General features: G+C 63.8%; 19 protein-coding genes and 1 tRNA gene. 16 read left to right on the top strand and 4 right to left on the bottom strand.

Features of this window, described 5'->3' with window-relative positions; all coding sequences use genetic code 11:
- The first annotated feature begins 257 nt into the window (after nucleotides 1–257).
- The 7 genes from merT (at nucleotide 258) to ACYCUK_RS11765 (ending at nucleotide 5,799) form a co-directional block, all read left to right on the top strand.
- On the top strand, nucleotides 258–614 hold the full coding sequence (gene merT, locus ACYCUK_RS11795) for a mercuric ion transporter MerT (protein WP_112486480.1): 357 nt from the start codon (nucleotides 258–260) through the stop codon (nucleotides 612–614).
- A gap of 11 nt (nucleotides 615–625) precedes the next feature.
- Nucleotides 626–904, top strand: coding sequence for a mercury resistance system periplasmic binding protein MerP (gene merP, locus ACYCUK_RS11790; RefSeq protein ID WP_461594954.1), 279 nt, complete (start codon nucleotides 626–628; stop codon nucleotides 902–904).
- Between the two features lie 103 nt (nucleotides 905–1,007).
- Nucleotides 1,008–1,430: an organomercurial transporter MerC gene (gene merC, locus ACYCUK_RS11785; RefSeq protein ID WP_461594953.1), complete on the top strand. Its 423-nt coding sequence runs from the start codon at nucleotides 1,008–1,010 to the stop codon at nucleotides 1,428–1,430.
- Nucleotides 1,431–1,470: 40 nt separating this feature from the next.
- Nucleotides 1,471–3,138 carry a mercury(II) reductase gene (gene merA / locus ACYCUK_RS11780; RefSeq protein ID WP_461594952.1) on the top strand — a complete coding sequence of 556 codons (1,668 nt, stop codon included), beginning with the start codon at nucleotides 1,471–1,473 and terminating at the stop codon, nucleotides 3,136–3,138.
- A 354-nt stretch (nucleotides 3,139–3,492) separates the two neighbouring features.
- Nucleotides 3,493–4,410: a YncE family protein gene (locus ACYCUK_RS11775; protein ID WP_461594951.1), complete on the top strand. Its 918-nt coding sequence runs from the start codon at nucleotides 3,493–3,495 to the stop codon at nucleotides 4,408–4,410.
- Between the two features lie 42 nt (nucleotides 4,411–4,452).
- Nucleotides 4,453–4,908 (top strand): DUF302 domain-containing protein, encoded by a 456-nt coding sequence (locus ACYCUK_RS11770; protein WP_461594950.1) that lies wholly within the window; start codon nucleotides 4,453–4,455, stop codon nucleotides 4,906–4,908.
- A gap of 312 nt (nucleotides 4,909–5,220) precedes the next feature.
- Nucleotides 5,221–5,799, top strand: coding sequence for a DsrE family protein (locus ACYCUK_RS11765; RefSeq protein WP_461594949.1), 579 nt, complete (start codon nucleotides 5,221–5,223; stop codon nucleotides 5,797–5,799).
- Between the two features lie 36 nt (nucleotides 5,800–5,835).
- On the opposite strand, the gene ACYCUK_RS11760 is transcribed toward ACYCUK_RS11765, so the two are convergent.
- On the bottom strand, nucleotides 5,836–6,264 hold the full coding sequence (locus ACYCUK_RS11760) for a TraR/DksA C4-type zinc finger protein (protein WP_461594948.1): 429 nt from the start codon (nucleotides 6,262–6,264) through the stop codon (nucleotides 5,836–5,838).
- Between the two features lie 143 nt (nucleotides 6,265–6,407).
- Here ACYCUK_RS11760 and ACYCUK_RS11755 point away from each other — a divergent pair, with 143 nt between their 5' ends.
- Nucleotides 6,408–6,533 (top strand): hypothetical protein, encoded by a 126-nt coding sequence (locus ACYCUK_RS11755; RefSeq protein ID WP_461594947.1) that lies wholly within the window; start codon nucleotides 6,408–6,410, stop codon nucleotides 6,531–6,533.
- Between the two features lie 56 nt (nucleotides 6,534–6,589).
- Nucleotides 6,590–6,844: a hypothetical protein gene (locus ACYCUK_RS11750; RefSeq protein ID WP_461594946.1), complete on the top strand. Its 255-nt coding sequence runs from the start codon at nucleotides 6,590–6,592 to the stop codon at nucleotides 6,842–6,844.
- A 68-nt stretch (nucleotides 6,845–6,912) separates the two neighbouring features.
- Here the strand turns inward: ACYCUK_RS11750 and ACYCUK_RS11745 are convergent.
- Nucleotides 6,913–7,003: transfer RNA gene (locus ACYCUK_RS11745), tRNA-Ser, on the bottom strand.
- 62 nt (nucleotides 7,004–7,065) lie between these two features.
- Nucleotides 7,066–7,878 (bottom strand): pyrroline-5-carboxylate reductase, encoded by an 813-nt coding sequence (proC, locus tag ACYCUK_RS11740; protein WP_461594945.1) that lies wholly within the window; start codon nucleotides 7,876–7,878, stop codon nucleotides 7,066–7,068.
- Between the two features lie 400 nt (nucleotides 7,879–8,278).
- Here proC and ACYCUK_RS11735 point away from each other — a divergent pair, with 400 nt between their 5' ends.
- The 6 genes from ACYCUK_RS11735 to ACYCUK_RS11710 are packed head-to-tail and all read left to right on the top strand — an operon-like array spanning nucleotide 8,279 to nucleotide 15,147.
- On the top strand, nucleotides 8,279–8,743 hold the full coding sequence (locus tag ACYCUK_RS11735; RefSeq protein ID WP_461594944.1) for a type IV pilin protein: 465 nt from the start codon (nucleotides 8,279–8,281) through the stop codon (nucleotides 8,741–8,743).
- Nucleotide 8,744: 1 nt separating this feature from the next.
- Nucleotides 8,745–9,251 carry a GspH/FimT family pseudopilin gene (locus tag ACYCUK_RS11730; protein ID WP_461594943.1) on the top strand — a complete coding sequence of 169 codons (507 nt, stop codon included), beginning with the start codon at nucleotides 8,745–8,747 and terminating at the stop codon, nucleotides 9,249–9,251.
- Nucleotides 9,248–9,781 carry a type IV pilus modification PilV family protein gene (locus ACYCUK_RS11725; RefSeq protein WP_461594942.1) on the top strand — a complete coding sequence of 178 codons (534 nt, stop codon included), beginning with the start codon at nucleotides 9,248–9,250 and terminating at the stop codon, nucleotides 9,779–9,781. The genes ACYCUK_RS11730 and ACYCUK_RS11725 overlap by 4 nt, the downstream gene beginning before the upstream one ends.
- A gap of 1 nt (nucleotide 9,782) precedes the next feature.
- Nucleotides 9,783–11,096: a PilW family protein gene (locus ACYCUK_RS11720; RefSeq protein ID WP_461594941.1), complete on the top strand. Its 1,314-nt coding sequence runs from the start codon at nucleotides 9,783–9,785 to the stop codon at nucleotides 11,094–11,096.
- Nucleotides 11,084–11,689 carry a hypothetical protein gene (locus tag ACYCUK_RS11715; protein ID WP_461594940.1) on the top strand — a complete coding sequence of 202 codons (606 nt, stop codon included), beginning with the start codon at nucleotides 11,084–11,086 and terminating at the stop codon, nucleotides 11,687–11,689. Before ACYCUK_RS11720 ends, ACYCUK_RS11715 begins: the two co-directional genes overlap by 13 nt.
- Complete coding sequence (locus ACYCUK_RS11710; RefSeq protein WP_461594939.1) at nucleotides 11,686–15,147, top strand: pilus assembly protein; 3,462 nt, start codon at nucleotides 11,686–11,688, stop codon at nucleotides 15,145–15,147. Before ACYCUK_RS11715 ends, ACYCUK_RS11710 begins: the two co-directional genes overlap by 4 nt.
- A gap of 65 nt (nucleotides 15,148–15,212) precedes the next feature.
- Here ACYCUK_RS11710 and ACYCUK_RS11705 read toward each other — a convergent pair whose 3' ends face one another.
- Complete coding sequence (locus tag ACYCUK_RS11705; protein WP_461594938.1) at nucleotides 15,213–18,584, bottom strand: proline dehydrogenase family protein; 3,372 nt, start codon at nucleotides 18,582–18,584, stop codon at nucleotides 15,213–15,215.
- A 380-nt stretch (nucleotides 18,585–18,964) separates the two neighbouring features.
- On the opposite strand from ACYCUK_RS11705, the gene ACYCUK_RS11700 reads away from it, so the two are divergent.
- Entirely contained in the window at nucleotides 18,965–19,702 is a 738-nt protein-coding gene (locus tag ACYCUK_RS11700) for an acetoacetate decarboxylase (protein ID WP_461594937.1), read from the top strand.
- Nucleotides 19,703–19,840: the final 138 nt, after the last annotated feature.

Raw genomic sequence — 19,840 nt, 5'->3', positions numbered from 1 at the left:
CACCGCATCGAAGCGGCTCTGGCCAGGATGGTGCGCGACTGCGGCTCCAGCCTCGGATCCACGTCTTGCCCCTTGATCGAAGCACTGCATGCCCGTGTTCGCGACACGACACTTGAGCACGGCGATCCCGCGCATCCTTGATGCGTCGGGGCGGGGCAAGGCCACAAGACCTTGTCAACCATGGCGCAGCGCCGCTTGACTCCGGACTTTGGTACGGCCCTACAGTGCCACCATCGTCAACCGAACGGAGTTCGTGCATGCCTCAACCGAACCAACCCCATGGGCGTGGCGCCCTGTTCGCCGGTGGGCTCGCGGCCATCCTGGCCTCGACCTGTTGCCTGGGTCCTCTGATCCTGCTGTCGCTGGGCATCAGCGGCGCGTGGATCAGCAATCTGACCCTGCTCGAGCCCTACCGGCCGATCTTCATCGGCGCGGCTCTGGTCGCCTTGTTCTTCGCCTACCGCCGACTCTTCCGGCCCATGACGGCGTGCAAACCTGGCGAGGTCTGCGCCATTCCCCAAGTCAACGCCACGTACAAGTTGCTGTTCTGGGTCGTGGCGGCGCTCATCGTCGTCGCCCTGGCTTTCCCTTACGTCGCTCCCCTGTTCTATTGAAAGGAACCCTCATGAACAAGCTCCTGACTGCCATCACCCTCATTTCTGCTTGCACTGCCCCTGCCTGGGCCGGTGTGCAGACCGTCACCCTCGCCGTGCCCGGCATGACCTGCCCGGTGTGTCCGATCACCGTCAACAACGCTTTGCACACCGTACCTGGTGTCGAAAAGGTGGACATCAATTTTGGGAAAAAAATAGCCCAAGTCACCTTCGACGATGCCAAGACCAACGTCAAAGCCCTGATCAAGGCCACCACCGATGCGGGCTATCCCTCGACGGTGGCGCAGTAAGTCGATGACGCGACGGTTTGACTGTCGCCCTGGCCATGCGGCCGAGGCGGCGTGTACCGTCCTTCACCCCCTCGAAACAACGTTGTGCATTGGAGATGCCGTTATGGCCAACCCCTTGAGTTTTCTGACACGTCTCGGCGACAAAGCCGGCTCCCTCGGCGCGGTGGCTTCGGCCATGGGTTGTGCCGTGTGCTATCCAGCCATTGCCAGCATCGGCGCGGCCGTCGGCCTGGGCTTTCTCAGCCAGTGGGAAGGTGTTCTGTTCCACGTCGTGCTGCCGCTGTCCGCCGTGCTCGTCATCCTGGCCAACGGCCTGGGTTGGTTCGCGCACCGCCAATGGCATCGCACGGCACTCGGCATGATCGGCCCGATGCTGGTGCTGATTGGCCGCTACAGCCTCATCCGAGGCATCGTGTATCTGGGGCTGGCGGTCATGCTGGCCGTGGCGATCTGGGATCTCGTTTCGCCCGCCCATCGCCGCTGCAGCGCTGATGGCGGCACCTTGGCGGACCAAGCCGGACGTTGATCTTCCCCGAACCGAAACCATCCACCCCAAGGACAAACCCATGCAAACCCTGAGCATCAGCGGCATGACCTGCGACACCTGTGCCATGCATGTCAAGGACGTCTTGGAACAATTGCCCGGGGTGAGATCCGCGCAGGTCTCGTACCCGCACGGCTCAGCCCAGGTTGTTGCCGATGCCGGCGTGTCGTTGGATGTCATGGCGGCGGCCGTGTCCAAGGCCGGTTACTCGGCAAAACTGTCAACCCAGTCGCTCGAGGTGCCGAATGGCCAGCCCGGCGATACCACCGGCCCGGCACGGCGCGGCGATGGCAGCGACTTGCGCATCGCCGTGATCGGCAGCGGCGGGGCGGCCATGGCCGCAGCCATCAAGGCGGCCAGCAGCGGCGCGCAGGTCACGCTGATCGAGCGTGGCGTCATCGGCGGCACCTGCGTCAACGTCGGCTGTGTGCCGTCCAAGATCATGATCCGCGCCGCGCACATCGCCCACCTGCGCCGCCACAGTCCCTTCGATGCCGGCATCCAGCCCACCACCCCGGCCATCCTGCGCGACCGGCTGCTGGCCCAGCAGCAGGGGCGGGTGGATGAACTGCGCCACGCCAAGTACGAAAGCATCCTGGAGAGCCAGCCCGATATCACCACCCTGCGCGGCAATGCCCGGTTCAAGAACGGCGATACCCTGGTCGTGCGCCAGCAGGACGGGCGTGAACAGGAGGTGCGATTCGATCGCTGCCTGATCGCGACCGGCGCAAGCCCCTCGATCCCGCCGGTCCCTGGTCTACTGGACACCCCTTTCTGGACCTCTACCGAAGCGCTGGTGAGTGACACCATCCCGCCGCGCCTGGCGGTCATCGGTTCTTCCGTCGTGGCGCTGGAACTGGCCCAGGCCTTCGCTCGCTTGGGCAGCCAGGTCACCGTCCTGGCGCGCAACACGCTGTTCTCGCAGGAAGACCCGGCCATCGGCGAAGCCGTCACCGCCGCGTTCCGCGAGGAGGGCATCACGGTGCTGACCCACACCCAGGCTCGCGCGGTGGCCCATGCCGACGGCACCTTCGTGCTGACCACGAACCTTGGCGAGATTCGGGCCGAGCGCCTGCTGGTGGCCACGGGCCGTGCACCCAACACAGCCGAGCTGAATCTGCAAGCCGCTGGCGTCAAGCTTGATGCGCGCGGCGCCATTGCGGTGGATGACCATCTACGCACCAACGTGCCGCATATCTTCGCCGCGGGTGACTGCACCGATCAGCCCCAGTTCGTCTACGTGGCCGCAGCCGGCGGCACGCGTGCCGCCATCAACATGACGGGCGGCGACGCCGCGCTGGATCTGTCGGCCATGCCAGCCGTGGTGTTCACGGACCCGCAGGTGGCCACGGTGGGCTTGAGTGAGGCCGAGGCCCATCTGCAAAACATCGAGACCGATAGCCGCACGCTGAGCCTGGAGAACGTGCCCAGAGCCCTGGCCAACTTTGACACGCGCGGTTTCATCAAGCTGGTCGCCGAAGTCGGCTCCGGACGCATGATCGGCGTGCAAGCGGTGGCTGCCGAAGCCGGTGAACTCATACAGACGGCAACACTCGCCATCCGCAACCGCATGACGGTGCAGGAACTGGCCGATCAGTTGTTCCCCTACCTGACCATGGTGGAAGGCCTCAAGCTGGCCGCCCAGACCTTCACCAAGGACGTGACGCAACTATCGTGTTGTGCGGGGTGACGTGATCACGGCGCCCTCGCCCCAAGCGACGGTAGCACGCGGATACGTCTTTATGCCCATCGGGGTGTCAGGAACTTTAGCCTGTTCCGACCAATCCACTGGGGAGTATGCAACCCGATCCTCCCGAAGTCCCCGCGTCGGTTGATTTGCGCTTGCTCGAGGCGGCTTGCACCCATGCAGCCGTCGCCCCCCCTTCCACCCAACCCCAAGGAACTTTGCCCAATGAAACATCGCTTGCGTCTGTCCAGCGTTGCCCTGTTCGCGCTAATGGCTGTGGCGGCTCCCGCCGCTTCTGCATATGCGTCCCCGACGGGCACATCCGCGCTCTTGGTCGGAGCCTTCCCGGCCCCACCCATGGGGGGAGGCCCGGGCAAAATGGCGGTGGTGCGCTGGCCCGGCAATGCTGCGCATGTGGTGGACTTTGGCCAGGCCGGCACCCCCAAGGGGAATAGCTTTTTTGTCGGTGTGAATGCGCAGGACCACCAAGTCTTCATCCCGAGTCTTGCCGGGACCACCAATGTGATCGACCTCCGTACAGACAAACCAGTCCGGCAATTCAAGAGCATCCCGGGTGGGCGCGTGGCAGTCGTCTCGCCCGACCACAGTCTGGTGTTCGTGCTCTCCGGCAAGGCTTTGGCGGCGTACTCAACCCGCGATGATGCGTTGCGCTACGAGATCCCGGTTGGTGGCAATGCGCTGGCGTTCAACGCGGACGCCAGCCACTTGTATGTGGGTGGCAATATGGATACGGCCATCGCCGATATCGATCCCGCCACCGGCCACATCCTGCGGCGGATCCCCATCGGCCATTCCGGGGATCTGGCCTGGGCACGCGGACTGTTGTTCTCTGCGGACATCCAGAGCGGCGTGATGAGCGCATTCAATCCCGTGACCAACGCGATCTTCAGCATGCCCACGGCTGAGGTGGATCCCCATTTCGCGTATGCCAAAATCCCCGCCGCCACGGCTGGGTTCATGCAACTGGCGGTCAGCCCCGACCAGAGCAGCGTGTACGCGGCAGGGTTCTCGGGGCACATTCTTCGGTTCTCCACCACCGGGCCGCGCTATCTGGGTGAGGTCAAGGTTGCCGTCGGCAAGCCAGGGCCCGACAAGCTCAGCGGCCTCGCGGTGCTGCCCCATGGCGCCGAGGCCATCATCACCATCGAAAACCGCCACGAGTCCGTGGTGGTCGATCTGCGCAACGGCCAGGTGCTCCAACGCCTGCCAGGCATCGCCAGCAATCGCTGGGTGCTGACGCACGAATCCGACTGATTCGTGATGGATGACTGGAACCCGAACAACAAGGAGATTGAGATGCCCAAATTCCTGCTGGCCTTTGTTGCCGCATTTGTCCTGGTCCAGGGCGCCTGGGCACAAGCCCCGCAAGTGATTGCAGTGCGCAGCACGCACACGGTTGCGCAGACGCTGCAGCATCTGGAACACGCGATCCAGCAGCGTCATTTGCACATCGTGGCGGTGGTGGATCACAGCGGCTCGGCGCACAAGGCGGGGCTGGAACTTCGGCCCACCAAGCTGGTGATCTTCGGCAATCCGGCCTTGGGCACGAAGTTGATGCAGATGAACCAACAGGCAGGACTTGGGCTGCCTTTGAAGATGCTGGTCTGGGAAGATGCCGAGCATCGGGTCTGGTTGGGCTATACCGACCCTGCGGTGTTCGCGCAGCGCTACGACATCAGTCCCTCGGCCCAGCCCATTCTGATCATGACCAAGGCCCTGCATGCGATCGCTGCTGAAGCCGCTGGGGGCTAGGTCAGCCAAGGATTCGGACGGGGCCGTTGCTCTGTCCGTAACCGGAAATCTGGACTCGGCATCTCAGGCGCCCCCAGCATGGACTGCCGCCCGACTTGCAGGTGAACTCCTGCCCATCCCACCATGGAGCTCCCAGTCATGATCGTGACCACCACAGAAAATATGGTGGTGCTCCGCAATCCGAAAACTGGCGAACGGCGCTATGTGCGGGATGCGTGAACTTCATTTGGCTCAAAGTCTTTGCTTCAGGTTCGAGCTACCAACCCGCAACACCTTGCATGACGACACACCCATTCAATAAGGAGATCCACCATGCCCCGACTCATTCCGAGTCTCGTGCTCGCAGCAGCCTGCCTAGGTGGAGTCACTGCTGCTGTTGCGGCGGATTCCAGTGCCGTGCAAGAGCCCTACGGCACCGCCCAGTTCAAGAGCTACAGCGACATCGACAGCCTCAAGACGCTCAAGGTGGTCTGGGATTTCAACTTTGCGGATCCCAAGTCGGTGGGCTTTGTCTTCAACAATGTCGCGGCGCTGATCAAAGCGACCGAGGACTATGGCCCCCATGGCTTCCACCCGATCAAGGTCGTCATCGTGTCGCACGGCCCCGAGGTGGTGTTGTGGGCCAAGCAGAACTACGCCAAGTACAAAGACATCGTGGACCGTGCCGCCAGCTTTGCCCAGCAAGGCGTGAAGTTCGAGGTCTGCCGCAATGACGCCGCTGCCCTGGGTTTCAAACCCGAAGACCTGGATGGCTTCGTAACCGTGATTCCAGCCGGCCCCTATGCCCTGACCTATTGGCAGAACAAGGGCTACGCCGTGATGGAACCAGGTGCAACCCTGCCGACCAAGCCGTTCACGGAGTTCAACAAAGGCGACACCGGGAAGCCGTGAGATGCAATGACCTCCGGGGTTGAAATGAACGGGCTATCAGCGTCGCATCTTTTGCGTCGACTCGTGCCGTTCTTGCTCCTCCAGCGACAGGGTTGCCGTGGGCCGGGTGAGCAAACGTGGAAGGCCAATGGGCTCGCCGGTCGCTTCGCACCAGCCGTAGCTGCCGTCACGAATGCGCAGGAGCGCCTTGTCAATCGCATGCAGGTGTTTGCGCTCCCGGTCTCGCACCCTGAACTCGATCAAATGATCCTCTTCGAGGGACGCACGGTCCGACGGGTCCGGCGTGGGCTCAAGCACCTGCAGATGGTGGGTGGTGTCTTGTGCTGCGCGCAGCAACGCATCGCGCTCGGTGCACAGCAGCGCTTGGAAAAACGCCAGCTGTTCCGACGACATGTAGTCGGCTTCGGGCATGGCGAGCAGCTTGGCTTGAAATGCGGGCGTGACTGCAAAGGCTGAGATGCGCATCGTGGCCGACCTCTTCATGGAGCCTGAGCTCAATGGGCGCATCATGCCACCTTCACATGAACGCCCGGGCAAAAGCCACCCACACGCCTACACTTGTTTGACTGGCCCCGCACATTCGCGGGCTGCCATTTTGGAGGTTCATCATGCCTAAAGGTCAACAGCGCGGCAACAAGGAAGCGAAGAAACCCAAGAAGGACAAACCCATCGTTCTTCCCGCTGGAAAAGCTCCCCTGGCACCACTGGTTCCTGAGCTGCGCAAGAAAAAGTGAGTGCGTCCATGTTGGGAACTGTCGAGCCTGCCCGTGGTTTTCCCTCAACCTCCACCATGCCCTTTGCCACTGACCACCCCGCTGTTTTAGACCGCCTCGACGACTTGCTCCTGCAAGACTGGGGGCCGGCCGTCACCATGGACCTGTCCATGCTCGGCGGATTCTTCACCGCCGCGATCACCAGCCAGAAAGGCATCAGCCACCGGCCGGCACCTCGATCAGGGCCTGGTGCGGGCTGTTGTGTCGGTGCCGTCTTGAAGCGACAAATCGCGGGCAAAAATAAACCTACCAAGGCAAACATGCTGTGGTAGGTTTTGTGGGAGTAAGGCCCTTGTAAATCTTAAAATTCTTTTGTTATCAATGATTTACAGCTGATTTTTGGCGGAGAGAGGGGGATTCGAACCCCCGAAGGGCTGTTAACCCTTACACGCTTTCCAGGCGTGCGACTTAAACCGCTCATCCATCTCTCCGGGAGCCCGGCATAGTAGCAGGGCGTGCTTGGCGGAAGTGTGCGATTCCCGGCTGGCTGCGCTCAATCGAGCAGGTCGCCCAGTTCGGTGGCGCGCTGGGCTGCGGCCTGCAGTGCGGCGTCGAAGGCTTGGGCGACGCGGTGCTGCGCCAGTGTGTCGAGCGCGGCGGCGGTGGTGCCGCCTTTGCTGGTGACTTGCTCGCGCAGCTGCGTGGGCGAGAGCGGCGACTGGGTGGCGAGTGCCGCCGCGCCGGAGAAGGTGCCCAGCGCCAGGCGCTTGGCGGTGTCGGCAGGCAGGCCGAGACGCACGCCGGCGGCGGTCATGGCCTCCACCAGATAGAACACATAGGCCGGGCCGGAGCCGGACAGCGCGGTCACCGCGTCGAGCTGGGCTTCCCGCTCGACCCACAGCAGGGCGCCGGTGGGCGCCAGCAGGCGCTCGGCCTCGGCACGGTCGGCCGGGGTGCAGGCGGCGTTGGCGTAGAGCCCGGCGATGCCCTGGCCGATGAGCGCGGGGGTGTTGGGCATGGCGCGCACGATGCGCCGCGCCCCCGCCCGGCGCGCAATGGCGCCGCAGCGCACGCCGGCCATGACGCTCAGGTGCAGGGCGTCGGCCAGATGCGGGGCGCAAGCCGCGGCAGCCTCGGCAAAGCTCTGCGGCTTGACGGCCCACACCACCCCTTGCGCCGCGCGCAAATCCGGCCCGGCTTCGGCCAGGACGCGCACGCCGAAGCGCTGCTGCAGGCTTGCGCGCTGTGCGGCGAAAGGTTCCAGCACCAGGACGGACGCAGCCGGCGTCCCGGCCTGGACCAGCCCGCCAATGAGCGCGCCCGCCATATTGCCGCCGCCGATGAAAACGAGGGTTGAGGAGTTCATGCCGGGATTATCGCGGGCGGCTGGTGGCCGGCAAGTTCTGCAGCGCCATGCGCCACGCGCGAACGGCGCACATCCGGCCCCCTCCCCCACCTGTGTGCGGGTTGGGGAGGGGTGCGCACCGAACTCCCCCTCCCGGCCTCCCCCACAGGTGGGGGAGGAGACAGCAGTGCTTTGCGACCGCTGGATGCCCTATCCGCCCCCTCAGCCCTGGACCCGGTGGAATAGAAGAGAACTGCGCCTTCCAGCGGCGCCCGAGCCCATACCCAAATGCACCAATTTGTTACTTCTGTGATGATATGTATTTTATTCGCCGTTCATCGGCGAAAAGCCACCGTTCATCCAGATTTTGCCGTGCGTCATCGATAACTCCACCAGAATGCAGCATAAGGAGTTCTTGCGCATGAAAACCTCTCGTGGCTTCACCCTGATCGAGCTGATGATCGTCGTGGCGATCGTCGCCATCCTCTCGGCCATCGCCCTGCCGGCCTACAACAGCTACGTCACGCGCAGCAAGCTGGCGGAGGCGTTTTCGGGGCTGTCGGGCGCCAGCGTGGCGTTGCAGCAGTATTACCAGGACAACCGCACCTACGCTCCCACCGCGGCCAACCCCAATGTCTGCACCACCGGCAACGCCAACGCACCGACTGCAACGGACTTCACCTTTGCCTGCAACCCGGCGCCCAGTGCGACGCAGTTCACCATCAGGGCCACGGGCAGCACGCCCACGCTGACCGGGATGGTTTACTCCATCAATCAGAACGGCACCAAGCAAACGCTCAGCGTACCGACGACCGGCGGCTGGTCCAGCACCAACGTCGGCAGCAACTCCACCTGCTGGGTGCGCGACCAGTCCGGGGACTGCTGAAATGCGCCACGCGGCCCGCCACCCAGGCGGCTTCACCCTCATCGAGCTGCTGGTCACCATCGCGGTGGCGGCCATGCTCGGCATGCTTGTGGTGCCGAACCTGGTGAGCATGGTGCAGTCCGGCAAGACCTCGGTTTTGGTCAACAAGTTTCCACAAGACGTGGCCTGGGCGCGCAACCTGGCGGTCACGTCGCAGCAGCCCGTGCAAATCGCCTTGTCCAGCGGCAACTGCCAATGGGTAGCGACGGTCAATGGCGGCCCCACCGTGGCGGAACATTCCATGACCAATGCAGCGGCGGAATACCCCGGCGTCACCTGCAACATCACGACGAACGCGCCAACCACCGGGAACCTTGACTTTAATTCGCAAGGCTTCATCACGGACGGCGTCGGCGGTCCTCCAATCTCGCCCACCATCACCGTGAGCACCGCCAATGGTCAGCAGACCTGGACGATGCAAGTGCTCAGTTCGGGCAGCGTCATCCTCAACAGCAACACCGCGTCATGAGCCTGCCCTTCTCGCCTTCGTCAATCCGGTCAATCCGCGCGCAAGCCGGCCGTCAGGCCGGGCTGTCACTCATCAGCGTGTTGGTGGCCATCGTCATTTTCAGCCTCGGCATGCTCAGCATCGCGTCCATCTACACCATGGCGGTACCGGCCGTCACGGCCAACGAAGCCGCCACCGACACCGCCGCCTTCGGCAACCAGTTCTGGGCACTGCTGCAGGCCAATCCCAGCTTGGTCAACACACTGTTCGGCGCCTCGCCGGCAAGCGGCACGCAGAAGATCTACCAATCATCGAACCAAAGCACGGCCCCAACTTCGCTTCAACCGCTGTTGACGAATATTTTCAGCAATGGGCAAACCATGCTCCCCAACGCCAGCATCACCATCACCGCCAACAACGGCGCCGACGGCAACGCCTGCAGCGCCGCAACGCCGACCACCACGCTTTGCGGCATCATGCTCAACATCCAGTGGCAGCCCAATTCCACGACCACCCGGTCGCAGACCTACAACTACCAGGTGGGGTTCTGACATGCACGCCACGCCTGCACGCCTCACCCTGCCCCGCCAGCGCGGCCTGACCCTCGTCGAGCTGATGGTGGCGCTGGTCGCGGCCATCATCTTCTCGCTCTCGGTGCTGCTGGTGCAAATCGCGCTGACCAAGGAAAACGTGCAGATGTCCGATGTCAGCCAGCGCGACAACCAGTCCCGCGCCGCGCTCGACCTCATCACCCAGGACCTGAGCAACTCCGGGTTCATGCTCGGCGGGGTGCAGTCGCGTTGCAGCGTGACCCTGGCCTACAACAGCAGTCTGACCAACCCGGCGTTCTTCCAATACCCCGTGTCTGCGGCGTCGCAACCGCTGCCCTTGCCCACCAGCACGGCCGTGGGCAGCTCAACCTACCCCAGCACGACGCCCGATCCAAACGGCTATGGCAGCAACGCGCAGTTCACCGACCTGCTGTTTTTCACCGGCACCACCAGCGCCCTGCAGTTGCCGAGCAACGGCAACCCGAGCACCTATGTGGTTCAGCAAGCGTCGACGACCACCGCGCCCGGCGCGAATGGCGCCATCAGCTCGACTGTTTTGCCGCTACAGACAGTCACCGGCATCAACGCCGGCGACGGCGCACTGCTGCGCATGCCTTTGAACGGCAAACTCGTGTGTTTTCGGGTACCCATTGCCAATGTCAACCCCAGCAACCCGCCGACAATCGCCAGCAAAAGCACCCAGCTCTTTCCTGGCAGTGGCTACACGGGCTTTCAAACACAGATGCAGGCGGCCGGTGTCTGGCCAACCTCGGGGCTGGTCAACAGCAACCTGATCGGCTCGCGCCTCACCGACCTCGGCCCTGCGGCCACCACCGTCGAGCAAACCGTGGTGTATTACGTCGGCACCTATGGCACTGCGGGCACGGCAACCGGCAGCTACCCCATGCTGATGCGCGCCGTGATCAATGCGCAGAACGACACGCTCACCTCCATCAACCCCGTGGCCGCCGGCGTGGTCAGCCTGCAAGCCTTGTTCGGTGTGGACGAGACCAACTCCGGCGGCGTGACCAACTATCTCACCTGGCCCGACGTGGTGAAGGGCAACTACACCGCTGACGTGCGCAGCGTGCTGTTTGCCATCGTCACCAAAACCCTGCAGACCGACCCGAAGTACACAGTTCCAAGCGTGGGCAGTGTACCCACCATCACCATTGCCAGCCCCAGCACCGGCCCGGACAGCTTCACCAACTACACCGTGCCCAATGGCACGGGTGGCCTGCCGGACTACACCCACAACCGCTTCTCCGTCCTCGAATCCGAAGTTGCCATTCGGAACCAGATATGGCCGCACTGAACCACCGCGCGCAGCGCAAGCCCGAGCAGGGCTTCGTGCTGCTGCTCACCCTCATCACCCTGCTGGTGCTGCTGTTCGGCGTGCTGTTCACCATGCGCGGCACGCTGCTGCAAACCGCCATGACCGGCAACACCATGCAGCGCCAGAAAGACGTGCAGGCCAGCGACCTGGCGCTGCGGCAGGTGCAGCAGGCCATCATTCAGACCGCCAATAACGCTGGGGACGTGCCGCTGGAAATTGCCGCCACCGGCAAAGCCTGGTTCTACATCCCGCCGAACAACGGCAGCGTCTGGCCCGTGCCGGGCACAGGCACTGCCGCGACGTATTGGCAAACCTGCCAAGGCAACGGCACCTGCGACACGGTGGCCAACGTCGCTTCGGTCATCAGCCCCGCGCCGCCCGCCCTGCCGGGCGGCTACACCGCCCTCGCCACCGTGGTCCCGACCAACCAGCCGACCGATGCCTACAGCTGTGGCAATACGGGGTTCACCGCGACGTATTACGACATCTTCCTGCACACGCAAGAGGCGAACGCCACCACCGCCGCCACCACCGAAACCGTGTTCAAACTCTGCACGCCGACCACATCATGAAAACCCGCATCCGCAACACCATCACGCTGAGTGTTTCGCTGGCGCTGATGCTCACGCCATGGACCACCCTTCCCACTGACGCCGGCACCACGACGACCAGCACACAGCCGCGCCCGCAAATCGTGATCGCCATCGGCAATTCGCAATCGATGGACGGAGATTTGAGCGGGGCCATCATGACGGGGTCGGGACAGCTATCGTCCGGACTGACCAGCCTATACAACAGCAGTTCGCCCGTGAATTACACGGTGCCAAGCGGATTCACACCACCTCTGACCCCAACAAGTACCGCATCAGCGCCGTACACGGTAAACCAGAATAGCACGCTCTATGACAACGGCGCGAGTCGCCTGAATGTGGCGAAGGCAGGCATTGCATCGGTTCTCAGCCAATATCTGCCAAGCATGGATTTCGCGCTGGAGGACTACAGCACAGGGGATTCAAGCCTCTACACCACCTGGGTGTATTACATGTCGCCCCAATCGGGCGGATTTCAGTTCAGCAATACGCAAACGAGTGGCAATCGTTACGTAGTCAACCCTTGTTATCAATATTCTTCCGCTTCATCCTCGGTTAAGAGTTATTGCACATCAATAGCAAACGCCGGACTCTACACTTCAGGCAAGCTCGCAAATAATCAGTACATGCAGATCGGATCATCGAGCGACGACTCAAGCATCAATGATGTTTTGTACTCAAACGGAAACAGCGGCCTGTTTGACACCTACAACGGCCCCAACCCTGCCACTCCATATCCACCGAATTTCAGCTTGGCTAATTACGAGAGTGGTTCAATTTTTGTTTCGTATAACAGTTCAGCCCCCAATAATGGTGCTTTTGGGACTAGCCCCACGAACGCCGGCTATGTACCCTATTCCCCGCAGGTTATGTATGCCCAGCGCGGGTTCGGGTATTACGTCCAAAGTCTTAGTGCCACGACCGGTAACCAAGCTGTGTCGATGACCAATCTTGGCTCCAACCCCAGCAGCAGTGCCTTGACTACGGCTATGTCCAGTTTCAGCAAGAAACTTGCGCCAGAAACGAACAACACGAGTAGTTCCGAAATCAAGGCGCTTGCCTACCAGTCACCATTGGCTGGGCTCGTGAACGGTGCCGGCAGCACCCTCAAAAATCTCACCGCATCATGTGCCGGACAGTACGTGATTCTGGTCACCGATGGTTTGCCAACCCTGGATCTGCAAAGCAATGCCTGGCCCCCATTAGGTAGCGCGGCCGGGCAAGGCTACGGTGTTAATGCTGCGTTTTACGGGATAGCAGGTAACTCTGCCTACGGTATCAATAACGACACCGGCAATACGGGTGGGCCTGTAGGCGCTCTGGATGCATCCAACACCAATGACCAAGCCCTGATCGACACCATTGCGTCTATTCAGGCCCTCGCCAGTAAAGGGATCAAAACGTACGTCGTCGGCCTCGGCGCTGGAGTTGACTCCACCGCCAATCCTGCTGCATATAGGGCGCTCAACGCCATGGCCATTGCCGGTGGCACGGGGCAGGAATATCCGGCCAATAATGTGCCGGCTTTCAATGCCGCGCTGAGCAGCATTGCCGGACAAATTTTCAGCAGCATCGCGGTGTCTGCGCCGGTGGCACCCACCAGCATCACCGGCGGGTCATTGATCTACACCGCCACTTCGAACAACGTTCCCGGCGCCATCGCCGGCCACATCCAGGCTTACGGCACGGTCGCGCTACCGAGTTCGAGCGCCAGTGCTCCAGTGGGCACGGCCAGCGGCGCAGCGGTGTGGGATGCCGGCGCTCCCTCGCTCATGCCAGCCGCAACGCGGCAAACCGCACTGTTCAGCACCACGGGCACTGCTTCCGGCTCTGGGCTTGGTTCGGGAACGATCGACACGCTGAACAATATCGGCAACAACAGCAGCAGCCCGAACTACAGCCCGAGCGCGTTCGCCCTCTCGGCAACGACTTGCGTGCCCAATATCTCGACCATCCTGGCCTACACCTTCGACCCGTCGTTCAACACGGCGGGAGACAGTACACCCAACATCAGCGGGCTGGGCTTTCCAAGCGGCGTTGCGGGCTGCTCCTACCTCGCCGGGCGGCAGTTGAACTGGATGCTGGGCAGCTTGAGCCCGAACGACCATGTGCAATACCTCGGCCCCCCGGGCAATGCGAATTTGCTGGGCATCGGCGGTTATGTGCCCTTCGCGCGCAACAACAGCGGCCGTGAAAAACTGGTGTTGTTCACCAGCAATGACGGCTTCCTGTACGCGGCGGATGCGACCACGGGCAAACTGGTCTGGGGCTGGATGCCACGGTCTTTCCTTGCCAACTTGCAGTACTACACCAGCTTCCAGACCGGGCAGTATTTCGATGGCGCCTTCACCACCACCGATGCGGCGGACACCTCGACCAGCCCTCAGGCGAGCGACTGGGCCAGCTACGTGGTGGGCGCGGCTGGCGGCGGGGCGTATCACTATGCACTGAAGCTGAGCAGCAACGGCAGTTCCACGGCCACCTCGGCACCAACCCCCTCGGCCCAGACTTGGGGAATCAACGTGGCCGGAGGGAGTTCGCCGCAGGAGCAGGCGCCCATCATTGTCACCGTGGGCGGCATGCAATACGCGGTGTTCGTGGTCAACACAACCACGGGCAGCGGCAGCTCCGCTGTGACCAAGAGCACGCTGTACGAGGTGAACGTGGCGACCGGACAACCAGCCACCGGCACGGCGCTTTCGTCTTCGCTCACAGCACTGCCTTCAGGCACCTATGTCAACAGTTCTCTGACCTATGTGCCGACGACCGGCACGCTCTGGTTCGGCGACAACAATGGCGGGGTGTGGAGCCTGAACATCTCCGGCTCGGCGCCGAGCGACGCGGGGAATGCCACACAGGTGGCAACGACCAGCCCGGCGGCAGCCATCAACTATGTGGGTTACACCGAAATTCGCGGCTTGCCCTATGTCTGGGCGGCAACGGCCAGTGAGATCACCACGTTTGCCCTGTCGGGCGGCAGCTCCAACATTCTCTGGGCCAGCAGCGGCACGAGCGGCTACCAGCCCAACAGCAGTGGAACGCTGACGGCTGTTTCCTCGACGACGGTCATGCCCTTGCAGAGCGGCGGGCAGATTTCCGCTGCCCCCGTCCTGGTGAATGGTGTGCTGGTGGTGCCGGTGTATGTGCCGCCTTCGGGCAGCACCTGTGGGGCAGGCACCGGCTTCTACGACTTGTTCGACTTACTCACCGGCAACCTGCCAAAAATCACCATCACCTATAAAAACAATGCCGTGACCAATGGAGTCATCGCGCTGGGTGCGGGCATCCCGCTGTCGCCGGCGGTTTACGTCACGCCCACGGGAACGGTGATCTACCCGGGCAGCAGCACGCCACCCAACACGACGACACCGAACTCGATCAGCCCGATTCAATTCGGCGGCAACGTGATGAACAAGCCCATCGCCTGGCGGCAATATTGATGACGTTGCGCGATCAACGCCGCCCTGGAATTCCCCTGCTTCGGGGAGATTCCAGGGCCTTCACCTCACACCGCCGCCTGCGCCAGCAGTGCCGCGTTGCCGCCAGCGGCTGCGGTGTTGATGGTGAGGGTTTGTTCGCTGCAAAAGCGCGGTAGATAATGCGGGCCGCCGGCTTTGGGGCCGGTGCCTGAGAGGCCTTCGCCGCCGAAGGGCTGCACGCCGACCACGGCGCCGATCATGTTGCGGTTGACGTAGACGTTGCCGCAGCGGGCGCGTTCGGCGATGCGCAGGGCGCGGCCGTCGATGCGCGTCTGCACGCCGAGCGTGAGGCCGTAGCCGAGGGCGTTGATGGCGTCGATCAGGGCGTCGAGCTCACCCGCCTTCCAGCGCACCACCTGCAGCACCGGGCCGAAGATTTCGTCCTTGGCCTTGGCCACACCAACCACGCCGCCAATGTCGAACAGGCTGGGAGCGATGAAGTGCAGCGTTCGGGCAGCGGGCTGTGCGCCGGGGAGCGGCGCGTCCTCGGGGATACGCAGCGCGAGTGCAGCCTGTATCGGGTTGGCAAGCTCCCCACCCCAGCCCTCCCCACCAGTGGGGAGGGAGCCAAGCTCTATTCTCATCGCGTCAGTGCGTAGTGTGCTTGACTCCTCCGCCATCGCATGGGGGAGGTCGGTAGGGGGAGCCGTCCGTGCGGCTTCCAGCATGTCGCACGGCCAGGGCGTGCGCGCCAGCAGCCGGGCGTCGCGCTGCAGGCGCTCGGTTTGTGCGCGCAAGCCCTTCCAGGCGTCGGCGTCGATCACGGGCGGCACATCGGTGGCGAAGTCGCAGGCCGGGCCGATGCGCAGTTCGTGCATGGCGCCGGCCAGCATGGCGAGCATGGCGTCGGCCACGTCGTCTTGCACGCACAGCAGACGCAGCGCGGAGCAGCGCTGGCCGGCGGAGCGGAAGGCGGAACTGACCACGGCGTCGACCACCTGCTCGGGCAGGGCGGTGGAGTCGACGATCATGGCGTTGACGCCGCCGGTCTCGGCAATCAGCGGCGCAATCGGCCCGTCCTTGGCGGCCAGCGCGCGGTTGATGCTGCGCGCGACCGCAGTGGAGCCGGTGAAGGCCACGCCGGCGGTGAGCGGGTGCGCGACGAGTGCCGCGCCCACGGTTTCGCCGGGGCCGTGCAGCAAGGCGAGCACCTGGCGCGGCAAGCCGGCTTCGGCCAACAGATTGACGAAGGCTTGCGCGGTGGCCGGGGTTTGCTCGGCGGGCTTGGCCGCGACGCTGTTGCCGGCCACCAGCGCCGCCAGCACCTGGCCGGCGAAGATGGCGAGCGGGAAATTCCACGGGCTGATGCAGACGAACACGCCGCGCCCGTTGCTGCGCAAGGCGTTGCGCTCGCCGGTGGGGCCGGGCAGTTCCTGCTCGGCCAGCAGGTGGCGCGCTTGCAGGGCGTAGTAGCGGCAGAAGTCGGTGGCTTCGCGCACCTCCGAGAGCGCGTCGCCCAGGGTCTTGTGGGCTTCGCGCTGCATCAGGGCGATGAAGGCGTCGCGGCGCTGCTCCAGCAGATCGGCGGCGCGCAGCAAGACGGCGCAGCGCTCGGGCAAGGGCGTGGCATTCCACGCGGGCCAGGCCGCATGCAGCGTGCGCATGGCGGACTCGACCGCCTCCGCACCCGCCTCGGCCACGGCGGGCAGGGGCAAGGCGCGCGCGGCGGCCAGCACGGGCTCGCGCGCGGGAGCGTCGGCCACGTCGAAACCCAGCGGGTTGGGCCGCGGCTCGCCGTGCAGCAGGCCGTAGAGGTTGCGCGGGGCGGGCAGCGTGCTGCGGTCGGCCAGCCACAGCGGGTCGTGCAACAGCTCTTGCGCGGGCACGGAGGTGTCGGCCAGCAGATGCACGAAGGAGGAGTTGGCGCCGTTTTCCAGCAGGCGGCGCACCAGGTAGGCGAGCAGGTCGCGGTGCTCGCCCACGGGGGCGTACACGCGGCAGCGCAGCGCCTTGTTGTTCAGCACCTCGCGGTAAATGCCCTCGCCCATGCCGTGCAGGCGCTGCAGCTCGAAGCGTGCCGTGGGCCGCTGCGCCGCCAGGTGCAGCACGGCGGCGATGGTGCCGGCGTTGTGGGTGGCGAACTGGGGGTAGATGGGGGCGTCATGAGAAAACGCTGGGCCGCCCCAAGTTTTCACATCCCCCTCGGGGGGCGGCTGATGCAAGGCAGCGGCCTGGGGGCGGTCACTGGCCGCGGCTGCATCGAGCATGATCCGGGCGCAGGCGAGATAGCTGGCATCGGTGTGGTGCTTGTGGCTGAACACGGGATAGCCAGCCAGGCCGAGTTCCTGCGCGCGCTTGATTTCGGCGTCCCAATACGCGCCTTTCACCAGCCGCACCATGAGGCGCATGCGGTGGCGCCGGGCGATGGCGATCACGGCCGATACGGCCTCGGGCGCGCGCGTCTGGTAAGCCTGCACCGCCAGGCCCAGGCCGCCCCAGGTGGCGGTGCTTGGCTCGGCCGCCAGGCGGGCAGCGAGGGCGTCGAGCAGGTCGAGCTGCAACTCCAGGCGCTCGCTCTCCTCGGCGTCGAGGGTGAAATTCACGTCCGCCGCGGCGGCCTCGCGCGCCAGTTGTTCCACCAGCGGCAGCAGCTCCGTGAACACGCGCTCGCGCTGCGCCTCTTCGAAACGCGGATGCAGCGCCGACAGCTTGATGGACATGCCGTCGCGCAGTTCGGGCCCGCCCGGCGTGCGCTGCTGCGCCAGCGCCGCCAGCGTGGCGCGGTAGGAGGCGGCGTAGCGCGCCGCGTCTTCCGCCGTGCGTGCGCCCTCGCCCAGCATGTCGTACGAGAAGGTGAGGTTGGGCTGCTCGCGCCGCATGGCCTGGGCGCGCTTGGCCGCAAGCTGCAGGTTTTCGCCCAGCACGAACTGCTTGCCGAGCAAGGCAATGGCGCGCACCGCCGCCGCCACCACGGTGCCCGCGCCCAGGCGGGCGATGAGGCCGCGCGTGGCCGAGTCGTCTTCCGGCAGCAGGCGGCGTGAAAAACCAAGCAGGCGGCCGGACAGGGCTTTGAGGGTGGATGGGTCGTCGTCCTTGTCGAACTTGGCCTGGCCCAGTTGATCGGCCGCGAGCAGGGCTGCCGTTCCGGTGTCGGGCACGCGCAGCAGGGCTTCGGCCAGGCGCATCAAGGCCAGGCCCTCGCTGCTGGCGATGGGGTATTCGCGCAGCAGCGATTCCAGGGCCCAGAACGGCGCGGGCTTGGTGCGCACGGCCGTCACCCAGGGCTCGGCCACGGCGGTGGCTGCGGCCCAGTCGAAACCGGCAAGGCGGGCGAGCAATTGGCGCATCACCACGGCTTCGTCACGCACGGGCTCCGGCAGACGCGGGATGGCGGAAGGTGAGCAAGCCTGCGTGGAGGCAAGGGAGCGGAGAGCGTTCGAGGTGGGCAGGGCGGACATGGTTTTTGAGGGGATGGCAGGTGGCTGTGCAACAGCAAGGACTTTAGGCCTCTCCCCCCAAAATGGGTGTTGCATTTGGGCTAGCATGGCCGATAATTATTCGGTTAACCGACAATTTTAAGCGTTTAATTTTACTCTTCCACTTTGCCATTTGGATGCCATGCTGAACCGCAGCGGCATCAACTGCTGTCGTATTTTCCCGCCATGACCGGATGAAGCCAAACTGAAACCGGACGATTTCCGTGAACTTTCCAGCTTTGCGCTGCACAGACTGAATACTGTTTCTCTTGGATCGCTCCAGGGTCAAGCAGCCGGGCCCGTCCATTGGGGGTCAGGAAGATTCGAGAATGACCCATCGTTTTCTTGAAAGGATCTCAACCATGCAAGCCAAACAGGTCGCAAAGTCCGCTTTTTCCATGCCACTGTCGAGCCCGGCCTATCCGCGCGGGCCGTATCGCTTCATCAACCGCGAATTCCTCATCATCACCTACCGCACCGACCCCGCGCTGCTGCGCGAACTGGTGCCGGAACCGCTGCAGCCCGCGGGCGATACGGCCAAGTTCGAGTTCATCCGCATGCCCGACTCCACCGGCTTTGGCGACTACACCGAATCTGGCCAGGTGGTGCCCGTGACCTACAAGGGCAAGCCGGGCACCTACCAGGTCGCCATGTTCCTGGACGACGAGGCGCCGCTGGCCGGTGGGCGTGAAATCTGGGGCTTCCCGAAAAAGCTGGCCAAACCCCGCCTGGTTGTGGAGAGCGACACCTTGCTGGGCACGCTGGACTACGGCTCGGTGCGCGTGGCGACCGGCACCATGGGCTACAAACACAAGGTGCTGGACACCGAACAAGTGCGCAAGAGCCTGCTGGCGGCGAACTATCTGCTGAAGATCATTCCCGATGTGGATTGCACGCCGCGCATTTGCGAACTGGTGACTTACAACCTGGAAGACGTGGTGGTGAAGGGGGCATGGACCGGCCCGGCCGCGCTGGAACTGCATGCCCACGCGCTGGCCCCGGTGGCCAGCCTGCCGGTGCTGGAAGTGCTGAGCAGCGTGCATCTGGTCTCCGACCTCACCCTGGGGCTGGGCAGGGTGGTGCACGACTATCTCAAATAAATCATGGGCAAAGCCGCGCAGCTTGTGTAAGCTTGCTCGGTTTTTCAACGACAATCGGCACGCTCGTTCAGTTCACGATTCTTGACACCCCTGTTTTAATTTGTCTATTGAGTTCAACAAACCAATTCCTAGATTGCT

The organism is Thiomonas sp. (assembly GCF_054608695.1).
Note: the sequence above shows the minus strand (reverse complement) of the source record. Positions and strands in the feature narration are given on the sequence as shown.